Annotated in this window: 14 protein-coding genes; all 14 read left to right on the top strand. The window is 63.5% G+C overall.

The genetic code is table 11. From position 1 onward, the window contains the following. Positions 1-231: 231 nt before the first annotated feature. Positions 232-1,551: a GDSL-type esterase/lipase family protein gene (locus ACYVGC_RS14290; protein WP_460584512.1), complete on the top strand. Its 1,320-nt coding sequence runs from the start codon at positions 232-234 to the stop codon at positions 1,549-1,551. A 253-nt stretch (positions 1,552-1,804) separates the two neighbouring features. After that, on the top strand, positions 1,805-2,806 hold the full coding sequence (locus ACYVGC_RS14285; RefSeq protein WP_460584511.1) for a FecR family protein: 1,002 nt from the start codon (positions 1,805-1,807) through the stop codon (positions 2,804-2,806). A 47-nt stretch (positions 2,807-2,853) separates the two neighbouring features. Continuing rightward, positions 2,854-6,312: a SusC/RagA family TonB-linked outer membrane protein gene (locus tag ACYVGC_RS14280; RefSeq protein ID WP_460584510.1), complete on the top strand. Its 3,459-nt coding sequence runs from the start codon at positions 2,854-2,856 to the stop codon at positions 6,310-6,312. 23 nt (positions 6,313-6,335) lie between these two features. After that, positions 6,336-7,817 (top strand): RagB/SusD family nutrient uptake outer membrane protein, encoded by a 1,482-nt coding sequence (locus tag ACYVGC_RS14275; RefSeq protein ID WP_460584509.1) that lies wholly within the window; start codon positions 6,336-6,338, stop codon positions 7,815-7,817. Positions 7,818-8,120: 303 nt separating this feature from the next. Continuing rightward, entirely contained in the window at positions 8,121-9,488 is a 1,368-nt protein-coding gene (locus ACYVGC_RS14270; RefSeq protein WP_460584518.1) for a glycoside hydrolase family 30 protein, read from the top strand. Between the two features lie 77 nt (positions 9,489-9,565). Next, positions 9,566-10,684, top strand: coding sequence for a T9SS type A sorting domain-containing protein (locus tag ACYVGC_RS14265; RefSeq protein WP_460584508.1), 1,119 nt, complete (start codon positions 9,566-9,568; stop codon positions 10,682-10,684). Between the two features lie 127 nt (positions 10,685-10,811). Further along, positions 10,812-12,281 carry a glycoside hydrolase family 30 protein gene (locus ACYVGC_RS14260; protein WP_460584507.1) on the top strand — a complete coding sequence of 490 codons (1,470 nt, stop codon included), beginning with the start codon at positions 10,812-10,814 and terminating at the stop codon, positions 12,279-12,281. 43 nt (positions 12,282-12,324) lie between these two features. Continuing rightward, positions 12,325-13,776 (top strand): glycoside hydrolase family 30 protein, encoded by a 1,452-nt coding sequence (locus ACYVGC_RS14255; RefSeq protein ID WP_460584506.1) that lies wholly within the window; start codon positions 12,325-12,327, stop codon positions 13,774-13,776. 154 nt (positions 13,777-13,930) lie between these two features. Further along, a complete protein-coding gene (locus tag ACYVGC_RS14250) occupies positions 13,931-15,226 on the top strand; it encodes a glycoside hydrolase family 5 protein (RefSeq protein WP_460584505.1) in 1,296 nt (431 codons plus the stop codon). A 177-nt stretch (positions 15,227-15,403) separates the two neighbouring features. Beyond that, a complete protein-coding gene (locus ACYVGC_RS14245; RefSeq protein ID WP_460584504.1) occupies positions 15,404-16,444 on the top strand; it encodes an alpha/beta hydrolase in 1,041 nt (346 codons plus the stop codon). 221 nt (positions 16,445-16,665) lie between these two features. Further along, positions 16,666-17,613, top strand: a complete 948-nt coding sequence (locus ACYVGC_RS14240) for a DUF4886 domain-containing protein (protein WP_460584503.1) — start codon at positions 16,666-16,668, stop codon at positions 17,611-17,613. Positions 17,614-17,778: 165 nt separating this feature from the next. Then, the gene (locus tag ACYVGC_RS14235) at positions 17,779-19,029 is read left to right on the top strand and encodes an efflux RND transporter periplasmic adaptor subunit (RefSeq protein WP_460584502.1); all 1,251 of its coding nucleotides are present in this window, start codon (positions 17,779-17,781) and stop codon (positions 19,027-19,029) included. Between the two features lie 59 nt (positions 19,030-19,088). Continuing rightward, a complete protein-coding gene (locus ACYVGC_RS14230; RefSeq protein ID WP_460584501.1) occupies positions 19,089-20,282 on the top strand; it encodes a serine hydrolase domain-containing protein in 1,194 nt (397 codons plus the stop codon). Between the two features lie 28 nt (positions 20,283-20,310). Then, complete coding sequence (locus tag ACYVGC_RS14225) at positions 20,311-21,792, top strand: TolC family protein (RefSeq protein ID WP_460584500.1); 1,482 nt, start codon at positions 20,311-20,313, stop codon at positions 21,790-21,792. The last annotated feature ends 54 nt before the right edge of the window (positions 21,793-21,846 follow it).

The raw sequence follows: 21,846 nt of genomic DNA, 5'->3' as shown, positions 1-21,846 counted from the left end.
AGCCTGGCTGCTCATTGCCAACATGACCATGTGCCTCAACCGCTTAGCGCCTGCTTAATTCCCTAACACCCTCTTAAAAAAAGCTAACAATCAGACTTAGAACTAGCTTCCCCTCTCCTTTTCGGAGAGGGGATTGGGGGGGGTGAGGCGCACGCGGAGGGCGACCGTATATCCTAACCTGGAAATCAAGCTAAAAATCGTTTGGCAAGCCCTTCTAAATCAAAAAATTACATGACGCTACCTACTTCCATTGGGTTGGCACTGGCAGCGCTGGTCGCCATCGCTAGCGGCACCCCAGCCACTCCAGGCCACCCTATACCGAGCCGCCCTCCCGGCGCCTCACTAGTAGCCGACACCATACTTAACCCGCTGAAAATCGTGTACTTCGGCTCGTCGGTGCCGTATGGGCAGGGCGCTACCAACAAGTACGGCTACCTGGCGCGCTACACCACGGTACTGGGGCAGCGGGCCGCGGCAGGCCAGGGCGCGGCCTGGCAAACGGTCAATATCTCCGTGCCCGGCGACAATACGGTGAAGGTGCTGGCGCGCTGGCAGCGCGACCTGCTGCCCCAGCGCGGGCGCTACGTGGTGCTGGCGCTGTCGCTGGGCAACGAGGGCATTCACGGGGGCGGCCGGCCGGTGTTTGAGCAATTTCGCACCAACTTGTTGCAAATCATAAACTTAGTGCGGGCGCAGGGCATGGTGCCGGTGGTGGCCAACTGCTACACCCGCAACGACTACACGCCCGAGGACTACGGCTTTATCAAGGAGATGAACCTGCTGCTGCACGCTTGGGCCGTACCCAGCATCAACCTGCTAGGAGCCGTGGACGACGGCACCGGCCACTGGGCCGCCGGCTACTGGGATGATGCCCTGCACCCCAACGACCGCGGCCACGCCGAACTCACCCACGCCCTGGTACCCTCGCTGTTTGACGCGCTGCGGGCGGGCAAACCCCTGCCGCACAAAGTACCCACTGCGGCCGTGCGCCTGGGGCGGCGCGGCTCCGGCCTAACGTTGCGGCCCGAGGCGCTGGTGCACCCGTTTACGCAGGTTATCAGCTTTCGCACGGCCGGCACGGGGCGGCTGCTCACGCTGCAAGACAGCACCACGCAGGGCACCATTGGCATTAATGCTACCGGCATAATTACCTATAAATCAGCTAAAAACGGGGTTATCATGGGCAAGGCGCGGGCCAATGACAACCGCTGGCACCAGTTGGTACTCACGCACTACTACGCTCAGGGCCACACGGTGCTGTACCTCGACGGCACCGAGGTGGGCCGCCTGCCTGAGCAGTTGCTGACCCGCCAGCTCAGCCTGGGCGGTACCGAGGCCCCCGCCAGCGTGGGCTACCGCAACTGGCTGTTTTACCGGGCCGGTATGAACCCCGATGAGATGCGCGCCCTGGCCGCCGACTCGCTGCTCAAGTCGAGCCTGGAGCTGTACGCCCCCCTCAGCGGCGGCGCGGGCCACCCCGATTCGCTGATAAATCTGGCGCAGAGCACCAACCAGCTGCGGCGGGCACCCAGTAAGAGGTTATCCAAATAGGGATTGGGCAGCCTCCAACTGACTAGCTTGTGCTCAGGCAAAACGATAAAATACACTCTAAAATAATAAGCTGGTTTTTAGCATATTACAAATCTTAAATTAAGAAAAAGTAACCAGTCACTCATATTTTTTGAGCACTGACTAAGGGGGAGGCACGGGCAACAGTGTAGTACTGCAAACGATTGGGCTATGCGTCCCGGTCGCTTGGGCCGGGGCGGTTGAATTCATTGCCGCCCCGCCCACCCTTCCCTTTATGCCTCCAACCGTTACCCAAGAACTTATTTCGGCCTACGTAGCCGGCACCGCCACGGCCCCCGAGGCGGCGGCGGTGCGCGCCTGGCTGGGCCAGCCCGCCAACCAGCTGCTGGCCCAGTACTGGATGCAGCAGCACTGGGACGCGCTAGCCGCCGCCCCGCCCCTGCCGCTGGCCGATGAGCCCGACTACGAGGCGCTGCTGGCCCGCACCCGCCTGCACCTGATGCCCGCCGCGCCGCGCTACCAGCCCGCCCGCACCTGGCGGCGCTGGGCGGCGGCGGCCGCCCTGGCCGGTACCGTAGCCGGCGGCGGCTGGCTCTACCAAAACAGCCACCGCGCCCCGGCCCCGCTCACAGTAGCCACGCGCTTTGGCCAAACGCGGGTGCTCACGCTGCCCGACGGCTCGCAGGTGACCCTCAACGGGCACTCGCAGCTGCGCTACGCCGCTACTTGGCAAGCTGACAAGCCCCGCGAGGTGTGGCTCGATGGCGAGGGATTTTTCTCGGTGCAGCACATGGCTAATAATCAGCGCTTTCTGGTGCACACCACGGCTGGGCTACAAGTGGAAGTGCTGGGCACCAAGTTCGTGGTGAACCGCCGGCGCGACCAAACGCGGGTGGTGCTACTCTCGGGCAAGGTGCGGGTCGAGTTTGACGACCACCAGCAGCCCGACGTGCTGCTGCGCCCCGGCGAGCTAGTGGAAACCCACGACGACCAGCCCACCCTCGTGACCCACAAGCGGGTGCACACCGCCCCCTACGCCGCCTGGAAAGACGCCCAGCTGGTGCTCGACGAAACCACCATTGCCGAGCTGGCCACCCGCCTGCACGACACCTACGGCCTCGATGTGGTGGTGGCCAACCCCGCACTCAACGTGCGCCGCATGACGGGCACCGTGCCCGTGGGTGAGCTGCCCATTCTGCTATTGGCCCTCGAAGAAACCTTTCACCTCCAGGCCACCCAGCAAGGCAACCGCCTGGTACTGGCCGAAAAGCGCTAGCCGAACGCTAGCCGCTAAGTCTTTTTTCTTTTTTCCCCACCCGCTTTATGCTACCACTACTTACTCCCGTGGGTAAACACTACGGCCGGCCGGCTTTTCTGGCCGCCGGGGTTTTGTTCCTGCACGCCCTGGGCAACCCGGCTTCGGCCCAGCTCCTGGCCGTTAACACCCCCAGCCAGAGCGTATTATACCCCACCACCGCGCCGGCTCCCACTAGTTCGGTTATGCTCAAGGCCCTGCTCAAGCAGTGGGAGAGCGAGTACCACGCCACCATTTTTTACGAAAGCGCGCTGGTAGATAACAAGCGCGTGCCGGCTCCCGCCGAAAGCACCGCCCCGCTGGCCGAGCGCCTGGCCACCGTGCTGCCGGCTGCTAACTTGCAGTTTAAAGAGCTACGCGCCAACTACTTCGTGGTAACCAGCCGCGCCGACCGCGCCGCCGCGGGCAGCACCCTGGCGGCCACCGCCCCGCAGGATGTGCCCGTGGCCGGCCGCGTAATGCAGCCCAACGGCGAAGGCCTGCCCGGCGTGACGGTGCTCGTGAAGGGCACTACCATCGGCACCACCACCGGGGCCGACGGCAGCTTCTCGCTGAACGTGCCCGAGAACAGTACGCTGGTATTCAGCTCCATCGGCTTCAAAACCCAGGAGCTGGCCGTGACCGGCGCTACTAGCAGCCTGGCCATCCGGCTAACCGACGACGCCCAGAGCCTCAACGAAGTGGTAGTGGTGGGCTACGGCACCCAGACCCGCCAGGACCTCTCGACCTCGGTGGCCTCGGTGGGCGGCGCGGCGCTGGCCCGCCAGCCGGTGTCCGGCTTCGACCAGGCCTTGCAGGGCCAGGCCCCCGGCGTGCAGGTAACGGCCCCCACCGGTGCGCCCGGCGCGGGCATCAACGTGCGGGTGCGGGGCAACGCCTCGCTGAGCCTCAACGGCTCGCCGCTATACGTGATTGACGGCATTCCGGTACTGCCTGATTATCAGCAGGAACTGTCGGTGGGCAACCAGCGCCTCAACCCGCTCAACACCATCAACCCCAACGACATCGAGAGCATCGACGTGCTTAAGGACGGGGCAGCCGCGGCCATCTACGGCGTGCGTGCCGCCAACGGCGTGGTAGTGATTACCACCAAGCGCGGCAAGGCCGGCCAGGCCCAGGTGGGCCTCAACGTGTACTACGGCCGCCAGTACCTGCGTAAGAAGCTGGATGTGCTCAACGCCAGCCAGTTTTTGCAGGAATACAACGAGATTCAGGCCAATGCGGGCCTGCCCCTGGCCGACCCCGCCGACCCGCGGCTGGTGAGCAACACCGACTGGCAGGACCAAGTGTATCGCTCGGCGGGCCAGCAGAGCTACCAGCTCAACATCAGCGGCGGCACGGATAAGACCCGCTACTACGTGTCGGGCGGCTACTTCAAGCAGCAGGGCATCAGCCTGAACTCGGGCTTCGACCGCTTCAACTTCAAGGTGAACCTCGACCAGCAGGTGAGCACCCGCTTTAAGGTAGGTACTACTCTCAACCTGAGCCGCTCGCACACCAACGGCAGCGTGCGCTCGGAGCTGGCGCTCGGCAACTCGGGCACGGTGCTCGGGGCGCTGTCGCAGATTCCGAACATTCCGGTGCGCAACGCCGACGGCACGTACGGCGTGAACCCCTTCAACCAGTCGGACAACCCGGTGGGCGACTTGCTGGAAACCAGCAACCAGGCCGTGGTGTACCAGGTGCTGGGCAACATCTACGGCGAGTTTGACATCCTCAAAAACCTGAAGGCCCGTACCTCGCTGGGCATCGACTACCGCACCCAGAGCGAGAACACGTTCCAGAGCCGTAACTACCCCGGCACCTCCAACGCCGATGCCTCGACCCGCGGGCAGGCCAGCACCGCCGCCAACGAGCAGGTTATCTGGCTGAACGAGAACACGCTGACCTACAACCCTACCCTGGGCGACAAGCACCATCTCACGCTGCTGGCCGGCGAGTCGATGCAGGCTTCCAGCCGCTTTACCTCGAGCGCTACCACCCGCGGCTTCGCCTCCAACGCCGTGCCCTACCTCAACGGGGGCGCCACGGTGGTGGGCATTCCGGGCAGCTACGCCGATGCGTGGGCGCTCCAGAGCTTTTTTGGCCGGGCCAACTACGACTTCGATGGCAAGTACCTGTTTTCGGCCAGTATCCGGGCCGATAAAACCAGCCGCTTCGTGGACAAGTACCGCACCGGCTACTTCCCGGCCGTGAGCGCCGCCTGGCGCTTGTCGAAGGAGAGCTTCTTTCCGCAGGGCGGCCCCGTGTCGGACGTGAAGCTGCGCGCCAGCTTTGGTGCCAACGGCAACCAGGAAATCTACACCTACCAGCGCTTCTCGCGCTACTCAACGGGCAACAACTACCAGGGCGGCGGCTCGACCATTGTGGGCGGCATCACCCAGAGTGACATCGGCAACAACGACCTGCGCTGGGAAACCACCTACCAGTACAACGCCGGCCTGGACGTGGCCATGCTCAACAACCGCCTCACGTTCACCTTCGACATCTACAACAAGCAAACCAAGGACCTGCTGCTAGCGGTACCGATTCCGGTGAGCACGGGCGCGGGCAACCTGAGCGTGACCCAGAACATTGGCACGATTGAGAACAAAGGCATTGAAATCGGCCTGATAACCACCAACGTGCAGGCCGAGAACGGCGGCTTTGGCTGGACCACCAATTTCAACGTGAGCGGCAACCGCAACCAGATTCTGGACCTGGGTCAGCAAACCAGTGATGCGGGCGTAGTTTCTGACCGCACTATAATTGACCCCAACACGGGCGTCAATATTTCGCAGCCCGGCAAGCCGCTCGGCTCGTTCTACGGCTTCCGCACGGCCGGCATTGTGCAAACCAACGCTGAAGGCGCGGCCCTGCCCAGCCAGAACGGCATCAAGCCCGTGGCCGGCGACATCCGCTTTGTGGATACCAATGGTGATGGCATCATTACGAACGATGACCGCACGGTTATTGGCAACCCCAACCCCAAGGCGTTTGCGGGGGTTACCAACAACTTCTCCTATAAAGGCCTGGAGCTGAGCGTATTCTTCCAGGGCAGCTTCGGCAACGACATCTATAACCAGACCCGCCAGATAATCGAGTCGCAGTCGGACCCGCTCAACCAGAGCACCCGTGTACTCGGCCACTGGACGCCCACCAACACGAACACCGACATTCCGCGCCCCGTGCGCAATGACCCGGCCGGCAACAACCGCTTCTCGAACCGCTGGCTGGAAAGCGGCTCCTACGTGCGCCTCAAAAACCTGACGGTAGCCTACAACTTCCCGGCCGTGCTCAGCAAGCGCGCCGCCCTCCAAAACCTGCGCCTCTACGTGACGGCCCAAAACCTGGTGACCTGGACGAACTACCTGGGCTACGACCCCGAGGTGAGCGCCAACCCCTTCTCCTCGACCGCCGCCGGCATCGACTACGGGGTGTATCCGCAAGCCCGCACCTACACGGTGGGTTTGAACGCCAATTTTTAAGTTGCTGCTAGCCTAGAATTCCCATGAAAAAAATTGTAATCCCGGCGCTCGCCACCCTGACGTTCTTAGCCAGCTGCAACTTCCTGGAGAAGCAGCCGCTGGTGAGCATCACGCCCGACAACTTCTTCAAAACCTCGGACGATGCCGAGGCCAGTATCACGGCCTGCTACGACGCCTTGCAGGGCACCGGCGCCTACGGCCAGGACCTGAACGTGATGGGCGAAATGCCCTCCGACAACTGCGCGAGCACCAACGGTGACGTGAACGCGATGGATAAAATCATCTGGACACCCACCACCAGCCAGGTGGGCAACGTGTACCGCCAGGGCTACCTGACCGCCAACCGGGCCAACATCGTGCTCAAGTACGTGCCCACGGTAACGATGGACACGGCCCGCCGCAGCCAGATTTTGGGCGAGGCCTACTTCATTCGGGCGCTGAGCTACTTCAACATGGCGCGCGTGTACGGCGGCATTCCGCTGCGCCTCACGCCTACCGAAAGCGGCGCGCCCGCCGACGTGAACCTGGCCCGCGCCACCACCGACCAGGTGTACGACCAGGTAGTGGCCGACTTGCAGCGCGCCGCCCTGCGGATGCCGCTTACCAACACCAACCGCGCCGCCCGCAACGCCGCCAACGCCCTGCTGGCCCGCGTGCAACTCACGCGCCGCAACTGGGCCGCCGCCCAAGCTGCTGCCAACCAGATAATTACGGCCGGTGGCACGCTGAATACCACCTTCAAGTCGCTGTACCCGGCCGAGAACAAAGGCGCCGAGTCGCTCTTCGAAATCCAGTACGCCGGCACGGCCGACGGCGGCAACCTCCTGCCTGACTTGCTGCTGCCCTCGCCGCTGGCTACCTACTCGTTTCCTAAGTTCAACATCCCCACCCGGGAGCTGCTGACCTACGCCGACACCGTAAACGACCGCCGCTGGGCCTTCAACGGTATCGTGAACTCGGCCGCCGGCAAGGTAATCGGCCGCGACCACGCCAGCTACATCGATGGCAAGCCCGGCCGCGGTGGCAACAGCAACGACGTGGGTCCTTTCGTATTTAAGTGGACCAGCATCGGCGGCAACTTCAGCTCGACCGACAACACCTACGTGCTACGCTACGCCGAAGTGCTGCTGGCCTACGCCGAAGCCGTGAACGAGCAAACCGGCCCCAGCGCCGACGTGCTGGCCAAGCTGAATCTAGTGCGCCAGCGCGCCGGCCTCGCCGCCCTCACGCTGTCATCGGCCCAGGCCGCCAGCAAGCAAACGATGCGCAACGAAATCGACCGCCAGCGCCGCTTGGAGCTAGCCTTCGAAGGCGAGCGCTGGTTTGACCTGCTGCGCTATGCCCGCCACACCATTGCCGACGCCTCGGCCACCCACGCCGTAACGGCCCTCGACATCATCGCACAGCAGCGCGGTGGCACCCGCGACGCCAACTACCTGCTGTTCCCCCTGCCCCAGGGCGAAATCAATACCAACCCGTTGGTGCAGCAAAACCCTGGCTATTAACTAATTGAGAGCAACGATGCGGGCGCCCGCCTGCATCGTTGTTGATTTCTGACACAGTCGTTTCGGGGTGGGGGTGGGAAAAGTGAAATAGTCAAACCTTCCACCTCGGAACGGCACTTGCCGGGGCCGGCACCCACTTGGCACGTCATGCAGGGCTTCACCGCTGCGTGACGTGCCTTTTGAGGTGCCAGGGTTCCCTCCTTTTCACTTGCTGCTTTTCAAGCATTTATTCCTTTTCCCTTGAAAACCAATCGACTAGCTTTTGCACTACGTTACCTGGGGCTGGCGGGGTGCTCGGCTTTTATGCTTTTGCCGGCCCACGCCCAGCGGCGGGCCGCAGCGGCGGGCGTCACGGCCTGGGTTACCACGCCCGACCAGGCGCAGCTGCTGCGCCGGCAGCCCGGCCAGCTGGCTTTTACCAAAGCCCCGGCCCCTGGACCCGTGATAGAAGTAGATGACAGCCAGCGCTTTCAAACCATGGATGGCTTTGGCTACTGCCTCACCGGGGGCAGCGCCGAGCTGCTGCGCGCCATGAGCGCGCCGGCGCGGGCCAAGCTGCTGCGCGAGTTATTCGGCACGGGTGCCAACGACATTGGGGTAAGCTACTTGCGCCTCAGCATTGGAGCTTCTGACCTCGACGCCACGGTGTTTAGCTACGACGACCGGCCGGCGGGCGAAACCGACCCCACGCTGGCGCACTTCAGCCTGGCCCCCGATGAGAAGGCGCTCATTCCGGTGCTCAAGGAGATTTTGGCTATCAACCCCAGCCTCAAGCTGTTGGGCTCGCCGTGGTCGCCGCCCACCTGGATGAAAACCAACGACGCTTCCAAGGGTGGCAGCCTCAAGCCCGAGTTCTACGGGGCTTATGCCCAGTACTTTGTGAAGTACGTGCAGGGTATGAAGGCGGCAGGCATCACCATCGACGCCGTGACGCCCCAAAACGAGCCGCTGCACCCCGGCAACAACCCCAGCCTGCTGCTGCTGGCCGAGCAGGAAGCCGAGTTTATTGGTCAGCACCTGGGCCCGGCCTTTAAGGCGGCGGGTATCAAAACCAAGATTATCTGTTACGACCACAACGCCGACAAGCCCGAGTATCCGCTCACGGTGCTCGGCAACGCGGCGGCCAACCCCTACGTCGATGGCTCGGCGTTTCACCTCTACGCCGGCCCCATTGAGGCGCTGAGCAAGGTGCACGACGCCTTTCCGGCCAAAAACGTGTACTTCACCGAGCAGTGGGTGGGGTCGAAAACCGACTTTGCCGGCAACCTGGGCTGGCATTCGAAAACCCTGTTTATCGGCGCGCCCCGCAACTGGGCCCGCGTGGTGCTGGAGTGGAACCTGGCCGCCGACCCCCAGCAAAACCCGCACACGCCGGGCGGCTGCACCGAGTGCCTCGGGGCCATTACGCTGGCCCCCGGCGACCAGGTAACCCGCAACGTGGCCTACTACGCGGTGGCCCAAGCCAGCAAGTTTGTGCGCCCCGGCGCGGTGCGCGTGGGCTCCACCAGCGCGGGCGTGCTGCCCAACGTGGCCTACCGCACCCCCACCGGCGGCCACGTGCTGCTGGTGCAAAACGACCAGAAGGACGCCCAGACGTTCAGCCTGCGCTACCAGGGTCAGGCCGTGCCGCTCACGCTGCCGGCCGGGGCCATGGCTACCTACGTGTGGTGATTTTTAGACTGTTAACTGGTAGCTACTGGCTTTTTTCTTTTCCCCTTTTTTTCATTTTTTCTCTTTCCCCACCCATCATGAATAAAATCTTTACCCTCTCGACCCTGGCGGCCCTCACGGCGGCTTCGTTTAGCGCACAGGCGCAGTTTACCGTGAACGGCACGCTGGCTCCGGCCGAAATAGGCACTGGTGCGGGCAAGTACCAGCTGGTGGGCACCTACACCGGTGCCCACACCGTAGCCGACCGTGGCCTGAAAGCCCTGTACATGGGCACCACGGCTACTACGCTGAATGTGATGGTGGTAGCCTCACCCGAGATTGACGGCTACAACTCGCTGGTGCTGTACCTGGATGCACCCAACAAAACGGGCATTGCGGCGGCTACCCGCCTGCCCGGCAGCAGCAACGGCGGCAACGGCGGCAAGGAGTCGCTGCGGCAGCGGCCTACCCTCGACATGCCCGTCGACTATGCCTTACGCCTCACTACCTCGCCTCTCACCGATGCCAACGGCGGGGCCATGTACCTGAGCCGGGTAGACTACACGGCCACGCCCGGGGCCAATGGCTACGACGAGATTAACATGGGCTCGGGGCCGAAAAATGGCAACCTGGTATCCGATTCCAACGACCCCGCCGCGGCCCTCACGGCCTTCCAAACCAGTGCCTCGGGTAGCGTAGCGGCCAACACCACCACGGGCTGGGAGTTTCAGATTCCGCTGACGGCCCTGGGCGGCGCGGCGGCCGGCACCAACTTCGGCGTAATGGTAGCCTACATCGACGACAACCGCAGCTTCAACGTTGACTTGCTGCCCCAGATTGCGAGCCGCACGGCCGTCCTCGGCACCGACCCCGATTTCACGGCCATCACCGGCAAGCAGTTCTATACCTACCAGGTGGGCACGGGCGTGCTGGCCAGCCGCGCGGCTAGCAACTCACTGGCCACCAGCGCTTACCCCAACCCCCTGGCCGCCACCAGCAGCCTCGCCTACACCGTGGCCGACCAGGCCCAGCCCGTAACCGTAACGGCCTACAACAGCCTGGGCCAGGCCGCCCTCACCCTGCTCGATGGCACTACGCAGGCCGCCGGTCAGCACACGCTAGCCCTGGCCCCGTTGCAGCAGCTAGCGGCGGGCGTGTACCTGCTCCAGGTGCGGGCCGGCGCGCAGCTCACCAGCCAACGCGTAGTAGTTCAATAAGTTACCAAGAGGGCCGACTGGAGTCACTTGTACTTCGGCCGGCCTTTTTTATGTCTCGATATTCTGTTGGTGGTCCTTTTTTGGTCACTGGCTCGCTATACTTTTTTATCCTTTCCTGCCCAATCTCATGACCTATCCCACCCCTTATCGCTGGCCGAAGCTTGCCTACGTGCTGGCTTTGTTTGCCCTGCTGGTGACCGGCTGCAAAAGCGGCGACTCGCCTACCCCCACCCCGCCTACCCCGCCCACGCCCACCCCGCCAACCACGCCCGCCACCGCTTCGCAGATGGCCGTGTGGCTGACCATGCCCGACAAGTCGGCGCTCTTCTTCCGCCAGAAACTCAACTTGCAATTCGTTGCAAATACCAATACTAACCCCACCATTGTGGTGGACACCACCAAAACCTACCAGACCATGGACGGCTTTGGCTACACCCTCACCGGGGGCAGCGCCCAGGTGATGAGCCGCATGAGCGCCAGCAGCCGCGCCGCGCTCATCAAAGAGCTGTTTGCCACCGATAGCACGTCGTTGGGCGTGAGCTACTTGCGCGTGAGCATCGGGGCCTCCGACCTCAACGACCAGGTGTATACCTACGACGATGGCCCCGCCGACCCCACGCTGGCCAACTTTAGCCTGGCCCCCGACCAGGCCTATTTCATCCCGGTGCTGAAGGAGATTCTGGCCGTGAACCCGAGCATCAAAATCCTGGGTTCGCCCTGGACGGCCCCCTCGTGGATGAAAACCAACAACAGCCCAGTGGGCGGCAGCCTCAAGCCGGAGTACTACGGGGCTTATGCCCAGTACTTTGTGAAATACATTCAGGGCATGAAGGCGGCCGGCATCACCATCGACGCCGTGACGCTGCAAAACGAGCCGCTCAACCCCTACAACAACCCCAGCCTGGTAATGCAGGCCCAGGAGCAGGCCAACTTTATCAAGAACAACGTGGGGCCGGCCTTTAAGGCGGCGGGCATCACCACCAAGATTATCGCCTACGACCACAACGCCGACCGGCCCGACTACCCCGCTACCGTGTATGCCGATGCCGGGGCTAACCCCTACGTGGATGGCGCGGCCTTCCACCTCTACGGCGGCAATATCAGCGCCCTCAGCGACGTGCACAATGCCAATCCCACCAAGAACGTGTACTTCACCGAGCAGTGGACGCAGTCGCCCGGCAACCTGGCCGGCGACCTGCCCTACCACGTGAACAACCTCGAAATAGGGGCGGCCCGCAACTGGAGCCGCAACGTGCTGGAATGGAACCTGGCCAACGACGCCACCTATGGCCCCCACACCCCCGGCGGCTGCACCGAGTGCCTGGGCGCAGTCACCATTAGCGGCGATGTGGTGACCCGCAACCCGGCCTACTACGCCATTGCCCACAGCAGCAAGTTTGTGCGCCCCGGCTCGGTGCGCGTGGATACCAACGTGCCCGGCAACCTGCAAAACGTGGCCTACAAAACGCCCAACGGCAAGCGCTGCCTGGTGGTAGTGAACACCGGCTCGACGCTGCAAAGCTTTAATATTCAATACAAAGGCAAAGTGGTGAACACCTCGCTCTACGGCGGGGCCGTGGCTACCTACATTTGGTAGTCTGTCCGATTTACCGCTCCCCTCCCCACCCGTTTCTTTTCTGATGACCAACAAGCTATTGCCGGCCGTGCTGCTGGTTTCCACGCTCGGCCTGGGCCGCGCCACGGCCCAAACCACCTACTCGGCCGCCGGCAAAAAAGCCCAGGTGTACACCACGGCCCAGGGCACTACGCAGCGCCTCACGGCCGGCGCGGCCCTCAGCTTTGCGCCCTCGGGCCAGCCCGTCGAAACGCAGGTGTGCGTGTTTGTAGACCCCACGCACTCGTTTCAGACGCTGCTCGGCATTGGCGGGGCGCTCACCGATGCCTCGGCCGAAACGTTTTTCAAGCTGCCCAAAGCCCAGCAGCAGGAGTTTTTGCAGGCCTACTACAACCCCACGGCGGGCATCGGCTACACGCTGGCGCGCACCAGCATCGGCAGCTGCGACTTTTCGAGCGCCAGCTACACGTATATTAAAGAGGGCGATACCAGCCTCAAGAGCTTCAGCGTGAAGCCCGACGAGAAGTACCGCATTCCGTTTATCAAGCAGGCCACGGCGGCGGCGGGCGGTAAGCTCACCATGTTCGTGAGCCCCTGGACGCCGCCCGCGTTCATGAAAACCAACCACGACTTGCTGCACGGCGGCAAGCTGCTGCCTGAGTTTCGGCAGCCGTGGGCTGATTACTACGTCAAGTTTATTCAGGCCTACGAAAAGCAGGGTATCCCCATTTGGGGCCTCACGGTGCAAAACGAGGAGATGGCCACCCAGAAGTGGGAATCGTGCCTCTACACGGCCGAGGAAGAGCGCGACTTCATCAAGGAATACCTCGGGCCCACGCTGAAAAAAGGCGGCATGGGCGAGAAAAAACTCATTGCCTGGGACCACAACCGCGACCTACTGTTTCAGCGGGCCAGCACCGTGCTCGACGACCCCGAGGCCGCCAAATACGTGTGGGGCATCGGCTACCACTGGTACGAAACCTGGACTACCAGCGGCCCGCTGTTCGACAACGAGCGGCGCGTGCACGAAACGTATCCGGCTACTAACCTGATGTTTACGGAGGGCTGCGTCGAGAACTTCAAGTTCGACCAGGTGACCGACTGGCGGCTGGGCGAGCGCTACGGCAACTCGATGATAAACGACTTCAACGCCGGCACCGTGGGCTGGACCGACTGGAACGTGCTGCTCGACGAAACCGGCGGCCCCAACCACGTGGGCAACTTCTGCTTCGCCCCCATCATCGCCGACACGCGCACCGGCAAGCTCATCTACACCAACGCCTACTACTACATCGGGCACTTCTCCAAGTTTGTGCGCCCCGGCGCCAAGCGCATTGCCGCCACCACTAACCGCGACTGGCTCTCGAGCACGGCCTTCCAAAACCCCGACGGCAAAGTAGCCGTGGTGGTGATGAACAGCGGCGACAAGTCCCAGGAGTTTCAGCTATGGGTGAAGGGCCAGGCGGCCACTACTACCAGCCCGCCGCACTCCATCGCCACGTACGTAATCAACTAACTATCTGTTAATTATAATATAAACCAGAACGTCATGCTGAGCTTGTCGAAGCATCGCTACCACGCCGCCAGGGTTACTACTCCAACGGCGCAGTAGCGATGCTTCGGCAAGCTCAGCATGACGTTCTTTTTTAACGCTTTACAATCCGTTTTATATGAAAACGCTCCTACTCTGCCTGCTCACCCTACCCGCCCTGGCCCAAACGCCCACCAGCCCACTGCTGCGCGCCGAAGGCCCCAAAATAGTGGATGCCCAGCACCACGAAGTGCTGCTGCAAGGCATGAACCTGGGCGGCTGGCTGCTGCAAGAAGGCTACATGATGAAGCCCAACTACGGCGGCACCCAGGGCTCGGTAAAAAAAGTACTCTACCAAGCCGGCCTGAGCGACGCGGCCGTGGAGAAATTCTACCAGCAGTACCGCGACAACTTCATCACGAAATCCGATATCGACTTCATTGCCCAGCAAGGGTTTAACTGCATTCGGCTACCGCTGCACTACGACCTGTTCCTTACCCCCACACAGCGCGCCGTGCGCAACAGCGTGATTCGGGGCACCGTGCCCTACGCCAGCTACGTAGCCCAGCTAAAGGAATGGCAACAGCAAGGCGAGCTATTCAGGGAACCAGCCCAGCTGGAAGCTATCCGCTTGATTGACAAGACGCTGGCCTGGTGCGCGGCCAATAAGCTCTACGTGGTACTCGACCTGCACGCCGCCCCCGGCGCGCAGGGCACCGACTCCAACATCGCCGATGCCTTGCAGCCCAACGACTTCTGGAACGAGCCCGTGTACCAGGACATTACCAACGGCCTGTGGGCCACCCTGGCCCAACGCTACAAAAACGACGGACGCATTGCCATGTACGACCTCGTGAACGAGCCCAACAACGTGCCCGGCGGTAACCCGCCCATCCAGGCTATGCTGGAGCGGCTCATCAACACGGTGCGCGCCACCGGCGACCAGCATTTGCTATTGCTGGAGGGTAACGGCTACGGCAACAACTACAATGCACTGGAAAAGAAGACGTTCACGCACCCCGAGAATCTGGTGTACAACGCCCATCGGTACAGTATTCTGCCCAAGTATCCGCTCAGCAACGCCCCCGACGCCAGCAACCCCGACGCCAACCAGCTCGGCACCATTGGCAACCTGCTGGCCTTCCGCCAAGCCCAAAACGTGCCGGTGTGGGTAGGCGAAACCGGCGAAAACACGCCGCAGTGGATGGGCGAGGCCGCCCGCAACCTCAACCGCGCCGGCATCGGCTGGTGCAGCTGGACGTATAAGCGCTTCAACGACAAGCCCATTGCGGCCCTGCTGCGCATCAAGCCGCCTTACCTAGTCGATGTAAAAAGCGCCGCCGAGCTGCCGGCTATTCTGGAAAATATCAAGTTCAAGAACTGCGTGCCGAACCCGGAGACTATCGAGGCGCTCAAGGCAGAGCTGAAGAAGTAACTGGGTAGTCGTTCTGGCGGGGCGCCTCACCCCCTGACCCCCTCTCCGAAAAGGAGAGGGGACACCGGCTTTGCGCGAACGTTTGTGGTCGGCTGGCTCCCCCTCTCCTTTTCGGAGAGGGGGCCGGGGGGTGAGGCGCCCCGCCAGAACGACTACCTGAATTATAATCTTCTATTTATGAAGCACTTAATACTCTTATTTCTCCTTACGAGCTTCCGCCTATCGGCCCAAACCACCCCACCAACCGGGCGCGTAGTCGTCACCTACCTCGATTCCAAACTACTACGCGGCAACCCCGGCGGTGAAAACCCGCGCCGCCGCGTGAGCGTGTACCTGCCGGCCGGCTACGACGCCAACGCGGCGCAACGCTACCCGGTGCTGTACTACCTGCACGGCTTCACCTGTAACGACAGCCTGGTTTTCAACCAGGACGGCCTGAAAACCTTGCTCGACCAGGCCATTGCTGCCGGCCAAATTCGCCCGCTCATTGTGGTGGTGCCCAATGAGCAAACGCGTTTCGGCGGCAGCTGGTACGTCAACTCGGCCACCAACGGGCCCTGGGCCGACTTCACCGCCCGCGAGCTTATCGCCTTCATCGACCATCAGTTTCGCACCCTGGCCCGGCCCGGCAGCCGGGGCCTGACCGGCCACTCGATGGGCGGCGGCGGCACCCTGCGCCTGGCCCTGGCCTACCCCGGCACCTGGGCCGCCGCCTACGCGCTGAGTCCGGCCTTTATTGGCCCGCACCCCAGCTTCGTGCCGGGAGCGGGCTTGTTGGCAGCCCTGCGCGCCACTGCCCCGGCCGAGGTGCTGCGTAGCTACCCGGCCCTGGCCGAGGTATCGCTGGCCCGCGCCTTTTCGCCCAATCCTAAGAACCCACCCTTCGGGGCCAATTTTCCGGGCTCGCTGGGGGCCGATAGCCTGGCCCGGCGCGATGCGGTGCTGGCGCGTTGGGTGCTGGCCACGCCCACCTATACCTTACCCATCCACCCGGCGGCACTGCGCCAGCTGCGGGCGCTGGCCTTCGACTGGGGCGCGCAGGATGAGGTAAAGCATATTCCACCCACTTGCCTGATTTTCAGTAATTTACTAACTGCATATAGCATCCGGCACACGGCTCAGGAATACGCAGGCACCCACGGCAGCCGCATTATGGGGCCCACGGGCCGCGTGTACCAGCAGGTACTGCCATTCTTCAATCAGCACCTCGATTTTTAGGTAGTAGCTTACGGCACATGCACGTAGCGGTGTAGCGCGAAGCTCTGCTTCGCGTATCGTTGAACGGCCCGTCTGCTCCTCGTTCAACGACACGCGAAGCAGAGCTTCGCGCTACATCACGCTGGCCGAAGTTTACAAAAGTAGCGGCGCTAAAAAACCTTATCCCCGACTAACTTTCTTAAGCCTCAATGAGTAAGCACAATCACTTACCTATCACCTTCATGCTACTTCGCCTATTTCTACTCACTGCGCTACTTGCGGCGGGAGCCAGCCGCCCCGCCACCGCCCACCAACCGCCCGCGCCGCCCAAACCCACGGTCATCCTCTTCATCGGCAACAGCTTTTTTCACGGCGCTTTTCAGCCGGTACTGAGCTATAACAACGAGGCGATTACCGACGAAAACTTCCAGCCCGATGGCGCGGGGCAGCGCCGCCGCAAGTATGAGCACGAGCAGCGCCCGTGGGGCGGCATCCCCGGCATTTTTAAGAAGCTCACCGACGAGGCCGGGCTGAACTACGAAGTGCACCTGGAAGCCATCAGCGGGCAAACACTTAAGTTTCACTACGACAGCGCGTTGGCCGTTATTCAGAAGCCGCGCTGGGATAAGGTCATTATGCACGATTACAGTACCGGGCCGGTGCCCACGCGCCACAGCGGCCAGCCGGCACGCTTCTTCGAGTACGCCACCAAGCTGGAGCAGGCCGTGCACACGGCAAACCCCAAGACCCAGGTGTACCTCTACCAAACCTGGGCCCGCGCCGACCTCACCTACCCCGCCGGCCAGCCCTACGCGGGCCTGCCCCTCGACTCGATGACCGCCGACCTGCACCGCGCCTACTACCAGGAAGCTGCTCAGGATAAGCGCTTTGCGGGCGTGGCGCCGGCCGGCGATGCCTGGCTGCGCGCCGTGCGCCAGGGCGTAGCCGACCCCAACCCCTACGATGCTGCCGAGCCCGGCAAAGTGGACCTCTGGGGCCGCGACCACTACCACCCCAGTATTTACGGCGCTTACCTCAACGCCTGCGTGCTGCTGGCCGAAATCACGGGCAAAGACCCCCGCAAGCTGGGCCGCCAGGAGCAAGCCGCCGCCGCCCTCGGCATCGCGCCCGAAGTAGCCGTGCAGCTCCAAAAAGTGGCTTACGAGCAAGTAAAGGCCGCCCGCAAGTAGCGCCCACCGCGCCTGCCCGGTACCGGACACCCTGCCCGAAAATGGACACATTTTCGGGCAGCTCTTTTTCAGGGTATACACACAAGTTGTTGATTAACAATAAATTATGACACTGGCACGGGGCTTGGCTTAGGTAAGGGGTAATCCTTTGCTGCTTGCCCACTCATGGACAGAGTCATTTCTACTTCTACGCAACACCGCCGCCAGCTGCGCCGCTGGCTGCTGGGCCTGGGGGCGCTGGCCGCGCTGCTGGCCGCCGGCCTGGGGCTGCGCGCCGCCATTCAGCCCAGCCTGCGACGGGTAGATATTCTGACGGCCACCGTGGAAACCGGCAATGTAGACGCCTCACTCACGGCCGCGGGCACCGTCATTCCGGGGCGCGAAGCGGTGATTACCAGCCCCATCCAGAGCACCGTGCGGCGGGTGCTGCTGGCGGTGGGCGCGCGGGTGCAGCCCGGCCAGCCCATCCTGGAGCTGGATAAGGACCTGGCCGCCTCAGCCTTGGCCAAGCTCGACGACGAGCAGCTGCGCAACCAAAACAAGAACTCGCAACTGCAACTCACCCTGGAGCGCAGCCTCACCGACCTGCAAGCCCAGCAGCAGGGCCAGGCTCTGAAAGTCAACAGCTTGGAGTCGGCCCTGCGCGACGAGCAGCACCTGCTCAGCATTGGGGGCGGCACCGCCGAGGCGGTGCGCCAGGCCGAGCTAAACCTACGCACCGCTCGCCTCGAAGCCGCCCGCCTGCGCCACCAGCTGGCCAACCAGCGCCAGGCCAGCGCCGCCGACCGCCGCGAGCTGGGCTTCACCGTGTCGATGCAGCAGCGCAGCATTGCCGAGCAAGCCAGCAAGCTGCGCCAGGCCGACATCAGCAGCCAGCTGCCCGGCGTGCTCACCTGGGTCAACGACAACCTGGGCAGCACCGTGCAGGCCGGCGACGCCCTGGCCCGCGTGGCCGACCTCAGCCGTTTTCGGGTGCGCGCCACGCTCTCCGATAGCTACGCCGACCAGCTGCACCCCGGCGATGCCGTGCTGGTGCGCCTCGGCCCCGGCACCGACCTGCGCGGCACCGTGGCCAGCATCAGCCCCGCCGTAGACAAGGGCGTGGTCACCTTCTACGCCACCCTCGAAAACGACCACGCCGCCGCCCTGCGCGCCAACCTGCGCGCCGACGTGCTGGTGATAACCCGCGCCCACCGCGGCGTGCTGCGCCTCCACAACGGCCCCTTTTACCAGGGTGGCCAAGAGCAACCAGTGTTTGTGCTGGCCGGCGGCCGGGCCGTGCGCCGGGTGGTGCGCTTCGGCGACAGCAACCCCGATTACGTGCAAGTAGTGAGCGGGTTAGCTAAAGGCGATGAGGTAATTATCTCCGACACTAAAGCTTTTGTGGACACGTCGGCGCTAAGCATCAGCCAGTAAAGCCGCGCCGGGCTACCCATCGGCATTCTTCCTCCTTCACGCGCTTTTTTCTTCCGCCCATGCTGCCTTTTCTGCTGACTACCGCGCTCGTTCTCACCTGCACCCTGGCTACCGGCCCGGTGGCCCTGGCTCAAGCTCCGGCCCAAACCTCGCCGGCCCCAGCCCAGCGCCCGGCCGTTGGCACCGACAACCACTTACGCACGCCGCTTGATGCCGCGGTGCACCAGGCCGCCGCGCAGTATATGGCGCAGCCTACGGCGGTGGGCTTGTCTATTGCCCTGTACCAGGGTGGGCGGGAATATTTCTACAACTATGGCGAGGTAGAAAAAGGCACCGGCCGGCGGCCCACGGCCAACACGTACTATAACATGGGCTCGGTAGCCAAAACCTTCGTGGGCACGCTGTTAGCGCAGGCAGTGCTTGACAAAAAAGTGGCGCTCACCGATGATATTCGCCGCTACCTGCCCGGCCAGTACCCCAACCTGGAGCTAGCCGGCCGCCCCGTGCAGCTCGTCGATTTGGTCAACCACACTTCGGGCCTGCCCAGCGTGGCCCACGTGTACACCGCCGCCACCAAGGCGCGCCTCGACCAGCTCGCCCTGCCCGCCCGGCTAGCCTACTACAACCGCTACTCGGCCGACAGCCTGCTGGCCGACTTGCACCACATGCAGCCCACCACGCAGCCGGGCACTACCTATCGCTACAACAACCTGGGCCCGCTGCTGCTGCAACTGCTGCTGGAGCGCGTGTACCAGCAGCCCTACGAGCAAATGGTAACCAGCTATGTGAAAGCACATTATGGGATGCGCGACACCAAGCGCGTGCTCTCGGCCGCCGAGTGGCGCCGCTACGCCACTGGCTACGACGAGCACCAGGTTGCCCAGTCTCCCATCAACTACACCGGCTACTGGGGCGGCACCACCCTGAGCTCGACGCCCGCCGACCTGCTGCGCTACGCCGCCGCCAACCTGGCCGCCCGCGAGCCCGCCGTGCGCCTGGCCCAGCAGCCCACTACCACGCTGCCCGCCGGCTACGCCGTGGGCCTGGCCTGGCGCCTCGATACCGTGGCCGCTGGCCAGCGCCGCGTCTTCCACAGCGGCCACTTCCCGGGCTTCAATACCTGGCTAGCCTGCTACCCGGGCCAGGATGCGGCCGTGGTGCTGCTCGTGAATGATAACATCAGCCAGGACCGCCTCACCGAGCTGGGCCAGCAGCTACAGCAGGCGCTGGCTACCACGGGCAAGGCGCAGTAAGCAAGTTTTCAATCTTAACCTGCTCGTTATGAAAGCTTTCTACGGTGCCTTGCTGCTTGCTGCCGGTTGGCTAGGACTATCCGTGCCCGCCCGTGCCCAGGCGGAGGCGGCGCTCACCCTGCCCGCCCTCATCCAGCAAACGCTGGCCACGGCAGCCCCGAGCCTGCAAGCCCGCGCGGCCCGCGAAGGCGGCTACTGGGCCTACCGCGCCTACCAGGCCAGCTACCGGCCGCAGCTGGCGCTGGCGGGCACGGTGCCCAATTTCAACCACCTCATTAAGCCCGTGGAGCAACCCGATGGTACTATCGCTTTTCAACCGGTGCGCAACAACAACTCGTTGCTGGGCCTCACCATGACCCAAAACATCGGCCTCACCGGGGGGCAGGTGGTGATGGGCTCGCAGGTACAGCGCTTCGATAACTTTGTGGACAACACCAAACAGTATAATACCCAGCCCTTTAACCTTAGCCTGACGCAGCCGCTGGGCTACTTCAACGGCCTGAAGTGGGACCGCCGCATCGAGCCGCTGCTGTACCAGGAAAGTCAGCGCCAGTACCTCGAAGACCGTGAGGCCATTGCCCAGCGCGTCACGGAGCTGTATTTCGACGTGCTCTTGCAGCAGGTAAACGCCGCCGTGGCCGGCCAAAATGCCCAGGCCACCGCCGAGCTGCTGCGCGTGGGCCGCGAAAAATACAAGTTGGGCCGCCTCTCGCAGAGCGACTTACTTCAGCTCGAACTCAACCTGCTCGACGCCCAGCAGGCCCAAACCCAGGCCCTGCTCGACGCCGAAAACGCCGCCGTGAGCCTGCGCACCTACTGCGCCCTGCCCGCCGCTGAAGCTGGGGCTTCGGATGCCACCCCGCCGCTGGCCGTGCCCACCCCCGCGCCTACCCCGATTGTTGTGCCCACCGAGGCCCTGGCCCAGGCGCGGCAGCACCGGGTCGCGGTGCTGTCCTTCCAGCGGCGGCAGCTGCAAGCCAGCCGCGCGGTGGCCCTGGCGCGCGGCACCACCGGCCTGCTGGCCACGCTCACAGCCAACCTGGGCTACGTCAATCAGGCGCCATACCTACGCGAGAGCTACCTCGCGCTGCAAAACCAGCAGCAGGTGGCGCTGGCCTTTTCGCTGCCGCTCGTGGACTGGGGCCGCCGCCGCGCCACCATCCGCACCGCCGAGCTGGCCCGCGACCAAACCCAGGCCGCCGTGAGCCAGGATGCGCGCAGCTTCGAGCAAACCGTGCTCACCCAGGCCAGCCAGGTACCGGCCCTGGCCGCCCAAGCCGCCCGCGCCGCCCGCGCCGACACCCTGGCCCAGCGCCGCTACGCCATCACGCGCGCCACCTACGAGGCCGGCCGCCTCAGCCTCACCGACTTAACCCTGGCCTCGGCCGCCAAGGACCTGGCCCGGCGCAGCTACATCCTGGCCCTGCGCGCCGGCTGGGTAGGCTATTACCGCCTGCGCGGCCTCACGTTATTTGACTTTGAAACCCAGCAGCCGCTCGCGGCTGAATAACAGTAGCGCGAAGCTCTGCTTCGTGCGCGAGCGCCAGCGGGCATCATCGCCCGC

The sequence above is a fragment of the Hymenobacter arcticus genome (genome assembly GCF_054779975.1).
This window is presented reverse-complemented; position numbering and strand designations above follow the sequence as displayed.

Bases quoted from the DNA above. Each gene is read 5' to 3' on its own strand.
- ACYVGC_RS14280 (WP_460584510.1), top strand. From the start codon at position 2,854: ATGCTACCACTACTTACTCCCGTGGGTAAACACTACGGCCGGCCGGCT.
- ACYVGC_RS14290 (WP_460584512.1), top strand. From the start codon at position 232: ATGACGCTACCTACTTCCATTGGGTTGGCACTGGCAGCGCTGGTCGCC.
- ACYVGC_RS14245 (WP_460584504.1), top strand. From the start codon at position 15,404: ATGAAGCACTTAATACTCTTATTTCTCCTTACGAGCTTCCGCCTATCG.
- ACYVGC_RS14275 (WP_460584509.1), top strand. From the start codon at position 6,336: ATGAAAAAAATTGTAATCCCGGCGCTCGCCACCCTGACGTTCTTAGCC.
- ACYVGC_RS14255 (WP_460584506.1), top strand. From the start codon at position 12,325: ATGACCAACAAGCTATTGCCGGCCGTGCTGCTGGTTTCCACGCTCGGC.
- ACYVGC_RS14270 (WP_460584518.1), top strand. From the start codon at position 8,121: ATGCTTTTGCCGGCCCACGCCCAGCGGCGGGCCGCAGCGGCGGGCGTC.
- ACYVGC_RS14225 (WP_460584500.1), top strand. From the start codon at position 20,311: ATGAAAGCTTTCTACGGTGCCTTGCTGCTTGCTGCCGGTTGGCTAGGA.
- ACYVGC_RS14265 (WP_460584508.1), top strand. From the start codon at position 9,566: ATGAATAAAATCTTTACCCTCTCGACCCTGGCGGCCCTCACGGCGGCT.
- ACYVGC_RS14260 (WP_460584507.1), top strand. From the start codon at position 10,812: ATGACCTATCCCACCCCTTATCGCTGGCCGAAGCTTGCCTACGTGCTG.
- ACYVGC_RS14250 (WP_460584505.1), top strand. From the start codon at position 13,931: ATGAAAACGCTCCTACTCTGCCTGCTCACCCTACCCGCCCTGGCCCAA.
- ACYVGC_RS14230 (WP_460584501.1), top strand. From the start codon at position 19,089: ATGCTGCCTTTTCTGCTGACTACCGCGCTCGTTCTCACCTGCACCCTG.
- ACYVGC_RS14285 (WP_460584511.1), top strand. From the start codon at position 1,805: ATGCCTCCAACCGTTACCCAAGAACTTATTTCGGCCTACGTAGCCGGC.
- ACYVGC_RS14235 (WP_460584502.1), top strand. From the start codon at position 17,779: ATGGACAGAGTCATTTCTACTTCTACGCAACACCGCCGCCAGCTGCGC.
- ACYVGC_RS14240 (WP_460584503.1), top strand. From the start codon at position 16,666: ATGCTACTTCGCCTATTTCTACTCACTGCGCTACTTGCGGCGGGAGCC.